Source organism: Butyrivibrio sp. VCD2006 (genome assembly GCF_000423925.1).
Taxonomy (GTDB): domain Bacteria; phylum Bacillota; class Clostridia; order Lachnospirales; family Lachnospiraceae; genus Butyrivibrio.
In genome coordinates this window covers 187,023-200,534 of record NZ_AUIX01000008.1, presented here as the reverse complement: position 1 = coordinate 200,534, position 13,512 = coordinate 187,023, and the positions used below count along the sequence as shown (strand labels likewise).

Genomic DNA, 13,512 nt, shown 5'->3' with positions numbered 1-13,512 from the left:
CTCATGTGAAAAAGTTTTAGTTAAGATACCGATTCAAATATTCGTTTTCTTATTTCTGATCTTCTATCATTGCAAGCGCACCATAGATATTGGAATCATCTCCAAGTGCTGCTTTCTTAAGTTCTACTGTGCTTCTTATTGAAGGCATGCAATAGCGATCTACCTCTGCAAGGATTTTCTCCATAAAGAAATCTCCAACAGCCTCCATTACACCACCGCCATAAACTACAATGTCAGGGCTTATAGTGTTTATCATGTTACCGGTTGCTACTGCAAGGTAGTGGCAGGCTCTGTCAACAGCTTCGAGTGTTACAGGATCCTTTGCCGCAATTGCTTTTTTGAGATTCTTACTCTTAAATACACCATTTTCGATAGTGTCCGCGAGCATGTTTTTACGGCCTCTCGCGGTCTGCTGCATGATATATGCGCTCATGCCCTTCTTACTTGAAAAAGCCTCAAGACATCCTCTCTGTCCGCATCCGCAAAGTGGTCCTTCGGGATCAAGGATCATGTGTCCGTACTCTGCAGCTTTATATTTGTTTCCGGTAAACATCTTGCCATCAAGAATGAGACCTCCGCCCATTCCTGTTCCGACAAAGAAACCAACTACATTTTTGTAGCCCTTGGCAACGCCATATTTCCATTCTCCAAGAACGCCAACGTTAACGTCGTTCCCGATGAAAAAAGGAATGTCGAATTTCTTTTCAATGGAGGACTTTATATCATAATTTGTCCACGGAAGATTCGGTGAAGTAAGGATTATTCCAGCACCCTGATCGATAACTCCGGGAGCTCCCGCAGCAATGGCATTAAAATCCTTCTTCTTGATATCTGAATCCTTGATCATATCCTCGACAACGCTGATGATCATTTTCTCAACATTGGCAGCGTCATCTCCTGCTTCTTTGGTCTTTTTCTTAAGCCTGTAAACTATTTCCTTCTTCTCATTGAAAATAGCACCGAGGATTTTTGTACCACCGATATCAAGACAGATATTATACTTCCCAGACATTTTTTCTACCTCCGAATTTTGAATGAAATCACTGGCAAGAATAGCCTACTCCTTGTACTTGGCAAAATTATTCTTGCCGTTTTCCTTAACATAGTATAGAGCTTTATCTGCGTTTCTATATAAATCATTATACGCTTTTCCGTCTTTCGGGTATACAGCATATCCTACAGACATTGTATATTTTACTTTTTGTCCATTGTATTCCACTGTTTTTTCAGTTTCCGAGAATATTTTCAGTGTTTTGCTGACATCTTTATCGGTTCGGTTCCTGATAATAACAAGGAATTCATCTCCTCCGATTCTTGCAGAATATACTTCATTTCCAAGGTCATTGGACATTTTGTTTGCTGCATCCTGAAGAACCTTATCACCGCAGTGATGGCCATAGTTATCATTTATCTGCTTAAAGTAATCAAGATCGAGAAGAATCATAGCAAGGCTCTTTGTCTCCTTATCGGAAACAAATGCATCATATACTCGTCCTATAGTCATTCTGTTAAAGAGTCCTGTCAGTGTATCTCTCTCTGCAAGATTCCTGATAGTCTCGTTTGTACGCTTAAAGGTATCTATATCGTATTTGAGCAAATAAATATATACATTATCATCCTGCCTCTTTTTCCGAAGCTGATAGCAGGCATTTTGATATCTCGGTTTATCACTTGATCCGGCTTTTTCAAGGTAGTCTATTCTGCCTGAAATCTTGCCGTTTTCATAGTCCGCAAGTAGTCTGTCTCTATTGTAGAATTCATACATCTTATTCTGATCATCGGACTCAACCTGGGTAAATACCATGCCCTTCGTAACTTCTCCAAAGGGAAGCTGAATATATCCTGTTTCGCCAAAGTCTGAAATAAGTCCGGTCTGTCCAAGGTGCATATAAACGGTCTTATCTTCAGTAAGATTAGCCTCAAGGTAGAATGTATTTCTTATGAATTGTTCGAAGGAACCATATCCCAATGTCTCCGTAAATGCATCACTAGCAAGGAGAAGGAATGTGGGATCACTTGGCATGTCGTAATACTCTGAACCGCTCTGACTTATATCAGGAAGCTTTCTCATACGCTCAGCATCAAGGCATCTAGAGCACAGGATGAACATCCTATTGCCCTCAGATATTATTGGAATGATCAGATACATAAGCCAGTCATATGCACCATTAATATCCTTAGTTCTGAAGTAGTCAGTAAGATGTGTAAGGCCGTACTCGTTTACCTTTTCATCAAGAGTTTTTATATTATAAAACTCCATGAAGTCTTCTCTGTCTTCGTTATAGATTGCTTCTTCTGCAAACTTTCTGATAGCTTCGGTAAAGCTGCCTTTTTTCATCTTCTGATTGTATCTTGCATGATTTTCATAAACAGTCTCAAAAGAGTCTTCAGCTACCGATACAATGTCCACACGATTATAGATCATGTAGAGGAATTTCATGTAGGAATTAAGCTGCATTACTCTGGTAGTAGCATCATTTTCCGTCATCACTTCTGCAGTTGCAAGAATTCCTGTTTTGCGGAGCTTATCATTTCTGACAATCTTCTTTAGCATAATTCTGTTGAAACCGTTTGAAGTAACAAACTCCATGGCATGAACTTCATCATCCTTGACGCACTGAGACGCGAGTCTCTTCATATCCTTTGAGAAGATAATCCTTGGATTATTAAAAAGATCATAAATAGTGTTTGCTTCATCTGATAACAATGGTTTGAAAATCTCGTAAAAGCCATCATTACTCATTAGTATATTAAATGTTGATCCATCAAATTCAAATATTGCAATTGCACGGTTCTTACTTAAAGAAGCCTCTTCATCATAGTTTGTAATATCCTGTATAGGTGCCTGTGAAAGAACATTAACCCTGCCAATCTCATCATAAAAATCAGATTCTTCGTGGGATTCCAATTTATAAGGGAATTCTTCAAGAGGCTTTTCCCACATTTTCATAGCTTCACTATAAAGATGTCCCTGAGTCTGCTCGCATCCGGCTTCCTTCAAAAATTCAAGAATGTCCTCATCCTCAACACTTCCCATTACTGTGTGGATACCCAGCTCTTTTGCCATATTTATGATATTCTTCATCATAACTCTTGGCTTTATATCATCCTTAAATCCTGAGAGGAAGCTACTGTTTATCTTCACAGCACTAAAAGGCATATCATTTAAGATATGCAGTGATGAGTATTCGCTGCCAAAATCATCAAATATAACATCAAAACCATGCTCACGTAATCTGGTAAGCTCAAATTTTATGCCTTTTCTATCGTTTGTTATTTCAGGCTCACTTATTTCGATACGTATAAGTTTCTTCGGAAGATTATATTTAGCAAGCTCGGTCTCAAGAATCTCTACAACATCAATAAGTGCAAAATCAAGTGCTGTAAGATTTATAGATGCAGGTAAAGGCTCCATGCCCAGACCAACAATTGTATTTTGATCAGCACAGACCTTCTTCATGACGAATTTGTCTAAAATAGCGATCTTTTTGGAATGCTTTAAAACCGGTACAAAATCAGAAGGCAAAATCATTCCGTATTCACTTGAATGCCATCTTGCCAGAGCTTCATTGCCGCACACTGTTCCCGAAAGCGTATGGAAAGTAGGCTGATAGTATATATCAATTTCATTATTAGCAATGGCTTCATCTATATGATGAACAACATAATGCTTCATGAGCACCTTGCTATCGACATTTTCCTTGTTGTACTTGAAAATACCCTCAGCTACAGCTTCACCGGTTTCGCAGGCAATAATTGCCTTTTCCAGAATCTGATCAGCTGTTCTTTCAGCTTCTGATATAGTAAAAATACCTGCATGAAGATCCATTTCGGTATGGATATATACTTCGTTAAAATCCTTTTGAATTCTTGTGATAAAGGTCTCTACTTCATCTATATCCGTAATGACAGCAAATTCTCCGTCATCCATTTTGCAGGCTATATCTACTGGGAAAGAATTAAGAATTTTGTTTTTAAGAAATATAAGAACCTGGTAGCCTTCGTCAAAGCCGTTATTCATATAATATGACCTGAAGCCTTTAACAACAAAGTATACACAGCAAAAAGAAGCCGCAAGTTCACCCTTTCCGGCTTTGAGATTGACAATATTTATAAAGTCCTCTCTCTGGTATAGGTCTCTTGGAAGCCCCTCTGCACTTTTTGCCATACTAATACCAGTCCTTTTCAGTATTCTTCTACTTTATGTTAACAAAGTGGTAGAAACAAAACCATTAATTCTCAATTAAAAAAATGTAAAAAAAGAACACCTCATAATGAGGTGTTCTTAAAAAAAGTGCTTGTTATTACTCTCCGAAAACAGCCTTGTAATCCTTCTGGAACTTCTCAATTCCGGCTGTTGTAAGAGGATGGTTAACCATCTGTGCGATTACGCTGTAAGGTACTGTAGCGATGTGTGCACCTGCAAGTGCGCAATCTGTAACGTGCATAGGATGACGAACAGATGCAGCGATGATCTCTGTATCAATACCGTGAACATCAAAGATCTGTGCAACTTCTGAAATGAGGTCTGTACCTCTTGTGCTTATATCATCAAGTCTTCCAAGGAAAGGACTTACAAATGCAGCACCTGCTCTTGCAGCAAGAAGTGCCTGGTTAGCTGTGAAGATAAGAGTCATGTTGATCTTGATGCCCTCAGCAGCAAGTGTATGGCAAGCCTTAAGTCCCTCTTCTGTCATAGGGATCTTAACTACCATGTTCTTGTGGATCTTAGCGATCTCGCGACCTTCCTTGATCATACCCTCAGCATCTACTGTTGTAGCCTTAACCTCACCACTGATGGGGCCGTCTACGATTGAAGCGATCTCTGCAACAACCTGATTGAAATCTCTGCCCTCTTTTGCGATAAGAGAAGGGTTGGTTGTAACACCGCAGATAACACCCATGTCATTTGCTTTTTTAATGTCCTCAACGTTAGCAGTATCTAAGAAGAATTTCATAATACACTCCATTCCGCTCAGGGTTCTCCCCGAACATTTGATAAAACTTAATAATTTTCAACCTTAAAAATGATATCACATCTGTATTATTTTTCAAATCAGAATGTGCTTTATTACTAACAATTATTGCTTTTTAAAACCTGCAGCCTTAATTATCACCTTAAATCGCCGCCATCATCATGTAAAAGAAGTTCAGCTGACTGGTCGGCAGCAGTAGTCGCTAGGTTGTCACACCTTTCATTCTCAGGGTGTCCGTCATGTCCCTTCACCCAGTTCCAGGTAACCTGATGTCTCTCCTTTGCTTCAAGAAGTCTCTTCCAAAGTTCAACATTTTTAACAGGCTTTCCATCGGACTTTTTCCAGTTCTTTTTAAGCCAGCCCGCTACCCAGTTTTCATTAAAGGCACTGATCACATATTTGGAATCCGAGAAAAGCTCTACCTCGCAGGGTCTGTTTAAAGCCTCAAGCCCCATAATAGCGCCCATAAGCTCCATTCTGTTGTTAGTGGTCTTATCATAGCCGGCACTAATCTCCTTTTCATGGAGGTTACCATTTTTATCTACATATTGAATTATCGTGCCGTATCCGCCGGGTCCGTCCGGGTTACCTCTCGCGGAACCGTCTGAAAATATCTTAACCTTCATTTATACCTCTTTATCACAGGTGCCATACACCTGTTTCTTCAAATCTTTTCGCCATTGCTTCCGCCTCTGATACAATATTTGAATCGTATCCTATGGACTCAAGAAGACTGATGGCATTTCTCTTTGTAGCTGGCCCTGACTTAAGTTTATAGTCAAAGCTCACATCTCCGTTATTCATATCACCTTCAAAATGATGTACATCATACATTTTTCCGAGTATCTCGGAGAGCTCACCGTCATGTGTTGCGGCAAAGCATAAAACCGTACTCTTTTCATCCGCAAAATGAGAAAGAATCTTTGATGAAGCTGCTATACGTTCTACTGTATTTGTTCCTCTAAGAACCTCATCTATAAAGCACAGAACCGGCACTTCCTTAACGGATGCTGCATCGAGAATTCTTTTCAAGGACTTGATTTCAACCATGTAATAGCTGTCACCAAGCCCCAGGTCATCCCTAAGTGCCATAGAAGTAAATATTCTAAAGTATGAAGCTGTATAAGCTTTACAGGTGCAGGTGTGAATTGACTGTGCCAATATGCTGTTTATGGCACACATCTTAAGGAATGTAGATTTACCGGAGGCATTAGAGCCTGTAATAAGGTATCCTTTTTTTGCTTCAAAGGAGTTAGGAACGGGATCCTTCATAAGAGGATGTCTTCCGTTTTCAATCTTATATACTCTTATATACTCCGCCAGCTGCGGTACACAGTACTCCTGTAGTGATGCTCTGAAATAGCAAATAGACAGAACAGAATCTATAAAGCCAATAAGCTTTGTGAGTTCATAGACACTCCCCAGCTCAGCCTTTAGCTTTTTATACATGAGGTTAAATTTGATAATGTCAATGTGGGTTAGCATTCTTACATAATCCATTATTATGTCGAATGGATTGCCGCTTCCCGTGGCATTGTAGCCTCCCGCAAGGAGCCAGGAGCCTCTTGAAAAGCCCTGCAGTTTTCTGTTGCATTCCTTTATTTTTTCAAGCTTATCCGAAAAAACCATACTGTTTGTTTCTGTGATGATTTTTCCGCCATTCATGAGCCTTAGTACATAAGAAAAGGTAACAAGATATGGCATCAGTTTAGCCTTAATCCTGAAATACGTAACCATATTTACGGCAAAAACAAGCATTAGCAGAATAAAGCCAACCGCAAAGTTACCAAAGGTCATAAGAACAATTGATACCACCATAAGAATCAGCATGATGATATGCATAAGATTTGAGCCTGCATTGTCACCGTCAATAAGCGGAAGGTACTTGTAAATCGAGTACTTACCGCTTTTCCCGATTCCATGAAGAGCCTCTTTTAATCGTATTCTCTCATCCTCAATCTGAGTAAGTTTATCAATTCTGTCATCAAGTAAGTTAAACTCACCATCATCTTTAGTTTTGGGACATCTTAACATGTAATAAAGATATTCCTCACCGGAGGAAGTTTCACAGTAGTTAATCCTGTCGAAAACCTCATCCATTGAGAGATCATTCCAGGTGATATCGTCGATGTAGAAGTCCTTCTTTTTTGCCTGAAAAAACCTTCTGACATCACCCTTATGTTTCTTTATACGAGATGAAGGCGCAGCACCAAATTCGTCTGCGCACTTCTTCCTGAAAAGTTTTTCTTCATTTTTCCTGTTACTGATTCTCAAAAGAATCATAGCAATAATAAATAATGCTATTATCCCTAGAATATACATTCCGGTCATAAATTCCCCATTTATAATTCTTTATAAATTCTGTCTTTTATCTCTTCTACCTTCGAATAGATTTCCTGCGAGCTTCTTCCGATATTGTACTCACCCTTTTCATAGCGGATCACGCCGCCTATCATAGTGAGAATTACATTGGAATTGCTACCACTGTAGACGATATTCTTAGCTATATTGTTTACAGGATGCATATTGGGCTGACTCATATCTATCATGATAAGGTCAGCAAGCTTACCTGCTTCAAGACAATCGGAATCCTTAAGGCCCATTGCATGTGCACCGTTAACAGTAGCCATTTTAAGAACTTCTATGGCATCAATGCAAGCCGCATCATTTTCACGAAGCTTACCAAGTCCCGTTACAAGGAACATCTCTCTGAACATATTGAGGCAGTTGTTACTTCCTGGTCCATCTGTACCGATTGCTACCGGAATTCCTCTCTTCAGATAATCATTTATAGGAGCAATTCCGCTTGCAAGCTTGGTATTTGAGCCTGGGTTTGTAACAGCATACATTCCACGCTTTTTAAGAATGTCCATATCAGCCTCATCGGTGTGAACAAGGTGATATCCGCCACCGCCGTAATCGAACATTCCAAGGCTATCAAGTAACTGCAGAGGACTCATACCATATCTTTCTCTGCAGCCTGCAACCTCCGGCGCTGTCTCTGCTATATGTGTGAAAACCGGAGCCTTATACTTATGTGCAAGATCGGAGAACTTCTGAAGAAGCTCCTTAGAGCAGGTGTATTCTGCATGGAAGCCAATAATATATGAGTTGTACTCATCTTTTCCGTTGATCTTGTTGTACATCTCCTCAACAAACTCAGCTGACTGACTGAAATTGTTGGCAGCACCTACCTGAACACATCTCATTCCGGCATCCCTGCAAGCATCCGCAATTGATTCAGGCGTGAGATACATGTCGAAAATCGAGGTTATACCGCCATCAAGATACTCTAAGATGGCGAGCTGAGTAAGATAATAAATGTCCTCAGCAGTAAGCTTTGCTTCAACAGGGAAAACCTGCTCATTTAACCATTCCGCAAGAGGAAGATCATCTGCTCTTGACCTCATTAGGGTCATTCCCGAATGTGTATGCGCATTTTTAAAGCCCGGCATAAGAAGATTGCCCTTGCAATCTATCTCTCTGTCGAATACAAGCATAACTTCGGGATTTTCTTTGTAGTAATCGGTTATCTGGTCTGTCGTGTCGCAGTAGATGATCTTGTCATCACTGGTCCATAGCTCTCCCTCGAAGATTTCTGCATTTTCCTTCATAGTGAGAATTCGTGCGTTGTAAAATCTTATTCTCATAGTTCTCCCCTTTTTGCCCTCATCCGGCACTTCGTGCCACCTTCCCCTAAAGGGGGAAGGCTTTATTGCTTTCACTTCTTGCCCTCATCCGGCACTTCGTGCCACCTTCCCCCAGAGGGGGAAGGCTTTATTGCTTTCACTTTTTGCCTTCATCCGTCAGCTTCGCTGACGGATGAGGGGTTTAGAATTTCTTCACACAAGCAGTTACAAGCTTCTCAAACATAGGTCCTGTCTTATCTGCAGCCTTCTGCACATCCTCATGTGACAGCGGCTCATTTGTAATACCTGCAGCCATGTTACTTACACAAGAAATACCGCATACCCTCATTCCCATATGATGAGCAGCAATTGCCTCAACTACTGTACTCATACCTACGGCATCTGCTCCAAGTATGCCGAGCATACGAACCTCAGCGGGACTCTCGAAGGAAGGTCCTGTGCACTGTGCATATATGCCCTCCTTAAGGAGAATCTTATTATCAAGAGCGGTGTCCTTTATGATTTTTCTAAGTTCCTTATCATATACGGCACTCATATCCGGGAATCTTGTTCCGAATTCATCGATATTGGGTCCAATCAGCGGATTGGGAACAAACAGAGATATATGATCATTGATGAGCATAAGATCTCCTGCGTCAAAAGTAGAATTGATACCGCCTGCCGCATTTGTAAGGAAAAGAATCTCTGCGCCGAGTGACTTCATAACTCTTGCAGGAAGAACAACATCACTGATAGGATATCCTTCATAGTAATGAACTCTGCCCTTCATGCATACAACGGGCACATCTCCAACATATCCGAAAATAAATTTTCCTGCATGTCCGGGGACTGTAGATACAGGGAATCCCGGTAAATCTGAATAAGGAATCTCACATTTTATATCTATCTGCTCTGCATAATTTCCGAGTCCGGAGCCGAGTGTGATAGCTACCTTTGGCTGAAAATCCGTTACCTTCCTGATCGCTTCCACACATCTATTTACTTTCTCGTAAATTTCATTTGCCATATTAATCGTCCTCCATAATAGCGTCTAATTGTTCAGAGTTTGCCTCGCTTTCCTCTTCGGGCAAACTGTTATTATCATCATACTCCACGTCAGATTCTTTGTCATGTATCGTGCCATGGAGTTTTGGTCTTACTGTATCCTTTATCGCAAGCATAAGTGCATCAATTGCTCCGGAACCGGTAAGTCTGTTTATAACAAAACCGCTCATTCCTTTTGAGATATCGAGATGTCCAAACTCATTCAGAATACCTATGAGCATTCCGCTTCCGGGGATCTCGTCAAATCTTATACCGATGTTCTTTGGCGGATTCACTTTTCCGAAAGCAAAACTGGTATCATGCTCAAGAGGTTCTCTTTTTCCGAAATAGATATTCATAACTCTGGCTGTCGAATCCTCAAGTAGATAGAATTCATTCCTCAGAACAGGTCTGTTATATTCATCCAAGGCAAACTCGGATACTGCGGATATAGAATAAATCTCACCATGTTCATCAATCTCGGTGATTGCTCTAAAGCCGTCAAAACCGCATTTTATTTCGTGGGTAACATCTCCCTCTTTTATCAGAACGAAAAATGCACCTGTTCTCTCATCAAGCTTAAATCCGATAGATTTTATTCCACCTGTGTAATTATTGTGCATTACCTGAACAAGAAGAGGCATGAAGCCAACACCCTTATCATCCATGTCATAGGTGACGCCATCAAGACACTTCATAAGGAGGTATCTGAATTTGGGGCTCATTCCGTATATGCTTCTCTTTTTCTTCTTATTCCATCCACCACCTGCAATACAGGTTCTGCACTCCGGTCTGTCCTCCGATTTTCTAATGAATTCCTTTAAGCTGTTCTGCTTTGCAATAACCTCATCAGTTACCTCAATCGGTGCATCGGAAACTACAAGTTCAGACATCAGCTTATGCACTGTGGAAGACATCTTACCTTTTTGGAAAAGATCCTCATTACCTGCATTGGTAACTATCATCATATTTATATCCGGAAATATATAGACATTCTGGCCAAGCATTCCATTGAAAGTGTAGGCTCCAAGTCTTGAACTACTGGTCCAAAGCTGGAAGCCGTATCCGGGAGATTCCACAAGGCCTGTTGGCAGCTGCATTGTCGTAGCTTCTTTTACCCATTCAGGAGGTAGAATCTGTTTTCCGTCATACTCGCCATTATTAAGATAGAGCTGTCCAAGCTTAGCCATATCCTCTAATCTGAGATACAGCCCCCATCCGCCCTTATTTATATTCTGCGGACAGCTCTCCCAGAAAGCTCGCTTTATACCAAGTGGCTCAAACAGTCTGGGTTTTAGATAATCAAACATGCTCTCGCCTGTAATCTCTGTTACAATCGCTGAGAGCATGTATGAATTCATTGAATTATAGTCAAACTTAGACCCGGGAGTAAACTTCGTCTGAGACTCAAGGAACTGATTCCTCCAGTCATTTGAGCATACTGAACCTGACTCATTAAACTCGACACCACTGCTCATTGTGAGAAGGTGTCTCACTGTCAGTCCCTTTGAGAAGAAATACTGAAGGGGTCCAGTTTTGCCAAAAATATCTTCAATTTTGTCGTCTAATTTAATTTTTCCCTCGTAAACAAGAAGGCCAATCGCCATACCTGTCACGCTTTTGCACATAGAATGAGTAACATGCCAATAATCCATTTCAAATGGTTTAAAAGCACATTCTCCGATCACATAGCCATTGCGCACAGCCATGATCTTGTGCATATGACAGCTGTTATTCTCATAGAGAGCCTTAAAGAGCTTCTCAATAAAGCCGCTGTCAACACCCTGTTCCTCAGGGGTGGATCTTAAAAGCTTTGTCTCCCCTTCACAGCTTAATGGAAAAGCTACCTTCTGAGGAGTATATGTAACCTTACTAAGCTCGCCGGTCTTATGACCGATCAGTTTCATTAAAAGTTGGATTACTTCAAGCTCTGCCTTTGCCATTCATGTCCTCTTTCGACCATTTCAAGGTCCTCATGGAATTCAGAATAGCAAGAACAGCCACACCTACATCACCAAAAACTGCCATCCACATGGTTGCAAATCCCATAGCACCAAGAAACAGAATCAGTATTTTTACGAAAAGAGCAAATACGATGTTTTCCTTAACAATCTTAAGTGTCTTGCGGGCAATCTGAATTACTGCGGAGATCTTGCTGATATCATCATCCATAAGAACTATGTCGGCGGCCTCGATAGCAGCATCTGAACCCATACTGCCCATCGCTATACCAACATCTGCTCTCATGAGAACAGGCGCATCATTTATACCATCCCCGACGAATGCCACCTTGCCACTTTCGTTGTCATTAAGGAGCATCTCAACTCTTTCAACCTTATCGGCGGGCAGAAGCTCTGCATATACCTTATCTATTCCAACCTTGGAAGCAACAGCCATAGCTGTCTCCTCGTTGTCTCCGGTAAGCATTACCACTTTGGAAACTCCGGCATTCTTTGCAAGAGAAATAGATTCTGCCGCACCTTCTTTTATTGTATCAGATATTATGATTGTTCCAAGAAAAACTTTTGCTTTGGAAACGTAAATAACTGTACCGGTTTTATCTGATTCCTTAAGATCAATACCGTTGTCCTTAAGAAGAACCGCGTTTCCAACGAGAATCTGATCACCGTCATATATAGCAGACACGCCGTGTCCGGGAGTTTCTTTTACATCACTAAGAGTGTATTTATCAAGAAGGTCTTTATATTTTTCATCCGCGTATTCACTAATGGATCTGGCTATAGGATGATTTGAAAACTTCTCAGCTCCTGCAGCAAGACAGATAATTTCTTCCTGTGAAATATTAGCATCTGCAGGAACGATCTCAGAAACCTTGAATTCACCCTTAGTAATTGTTCCTGTCTTATCAAGTACAAGAGTATTGGCCTCTGCTATTGCTTCAAGGAAGTTACTTCCCTTAACCAGTATTCCAAGCTTGGAGCTTGCACCGATACCACCGAAAAATCCAAGAGGTACTGATATAACAAGTGCGCAGGGACAGGATACTATAAGAAAGATACATGCTCTCTTAATGGAATCCATAAAAGGCATAAGTCCAACAAGCGGAGGAATAACAGCAAGTAATACCGCACCGATTGTTACTATAGGTGTATAGTATCTGGCAAATCTTGTGATGAAGTTCTCCATTCTGGACTTCTTGTTGCTGGCATTTTCAACAAGCTCGAGAATCCTTGATACAGTTGAATCCTCATAAGCTTTGGTTGTCTGTATTTTAAGAACGTTGTCCTTATTCACACAGCCGCTTATAATCTCATCACCCTCTTTTACTCTGCGAGGAACTGACTCTCCGGTAATTGCGGAGGTATCAACGAAGGATTCACCTTCCTTTACAATTCCGTCAATCGGGATTTTCTCACCGGGCTTAATGAGGAGCATTGTTCCAACCTGAACATCCTCAGGATCACTCTCCTCGATATCTCCGTTTTCAGAGATAACGTTTGCATACTCAGGTGCTATGCTCATAAGCTCTGTGATTGAAGCTCTTGATTTGCCTACAGCGTAGCTCTGGAAAAGCTCTCCAATCTGGTAAAACAGCATTACTGCCAGTGCCTCAGAATATTCTCCGATGCCGAAGGCTCCAAAGGTTGCAATCATCATCAGGAAGTTTTCATCAAATACCTGTCCATGAGAAATGTTGATAAAAGCTTTCCTAAGCACATCGTATCCTATTATCAGATAAGGTATCAGGTATATCACGAAAACTGCAGGCCACGGCAGACTCTCAAATGCGCCGAGATGATCAGCGATAAGAAGTACTGCAAAAACCGCAAGTACAACAAGTATTCTGTTTCGGGTTTTCTTCATTTTCTTAGTCATAATAGTTGCCTTATTTCTCTATATTT

The 13,512-nt window shown here is 40.9% G+C and carries 9 protein-coding genes; all 9 read right to left on the bottom strand.

What is annotated here, in order from left to right; translation table 11 throughout:
* Positions 1–49 precede the first annotated feature (49 nt).
* The 9 genes from G586_RS0105705 to G586_RS0105665 all read right to left on the bottom strand — a co-directional run bounded on the left by G586_RS0105705 (position 50) and on the right by G586_RS0105665 (position 13,486).
* Positions 50–1,012, bottom strand: a complete 963-nt coding sequence (locus G586_RS0105705) for an ROK family protein (protein ID WP_035772578.1) — start codon at positions 1,010–1,012, stop codon at positions 50–52.
* 45 nt (positions 1,013–1,057) lie between these two features.
* Positions 1,058–4,168 carry a bifunctional diguanylate cyclase/phosphodiesterase gene (locus G586_RS0105700; protein WP_026526965.1) on the bottom strand — a complete coding sequence of 1,037 codons (3,111 nt, stop codon included), beginning with the start codon at positions 4,166–4,168 and terminating at the stop codon, positions 1,058–1,060.
* Positions 4,169–4,304: 136 nt separating this feature from the next.
* Positions 4,305–4,958: a fructose-6-phosphate aldolase gene (gene fsa, locus G586_RS0105695; protein WP_026526964.1), complete on the bottom strand. Its 654-nt coding sequence runs from the start codon at positions 4,956–4,958 to the stop codon at positions 4,305–4,307.
* Positions 4,959–5,113: 155 nt separating this feature from the next.
* Entirely contained in the window at positions 5,114–5,602 is a 489-nt protein-coding gene (rnhA, locus tag G586_RS0105690; RefSeq protein WP_026526963.1) for a ribonuclease HI, read from the bottom strand.
* Between the two features lie 13 nt (positions 5,603–5,615).
* Positions 5,616–7,307 (bottom strand): MutS-related protein, encoded by a 1,692-nt coding sequence (locus G586_RS0105685; protein ID WP_026526962.1) that lies wholly within the window; start codon positions 7,305–7,307, stop codon positions 5,616–5,618.
* 11 nt (positions 7,308–7,318) lie between these two features.
* Entirely contained in the window at positions 7,319–8,626 is a 1,308-nt protein-coding gene (locus G586_RS0105680) for an amidohydrolase family protein (protein WP_026526961.1), read from the bottom strand.
* Positions 8,627–8,807: 181 nt separating this feature from the next.
* Positions 8,808–9,632, bottom strand: coding sequence for a purine-nucleoside phosphorylase (locus tag G586_RS0105675; protein ID WP_026526960.1), 825 nt, complete (start codon positions 9,630–9,632; stop codon positions 8,808–8,810).
* A gap of 1 nt (position 9,633) precedes the next feature.
* Positions 9,634–11,592, bottom strand: coding sequence for a serine hydrolase domain-containing protein (locus G586_RS21890; RefSeq protein WP_051204586.1), 1,959 nt, complete (start codon positions 11,590–11,592; stop codon positions 9,634–9,636).
* Positions 11,573–13,486 carry a heavy metal translocating P-type ATPase gene (locus tag G586_RS0105665; RefSeq protein ID WP_026526959.1) on the bottom strand — a complete coding sequence of 638 codons (1,914 nt, stop codon included), beginning with the start codon at positions 13,484–13,486 and terminating at the stop codon, positions 11,573–11,575. Before G586_RS0105665 ends, G586_RS21890 begins: the two co-directional genes overlap by 20 nt.
* Positions 13,487–13,512: the final 26 nt, after the last annotated feature.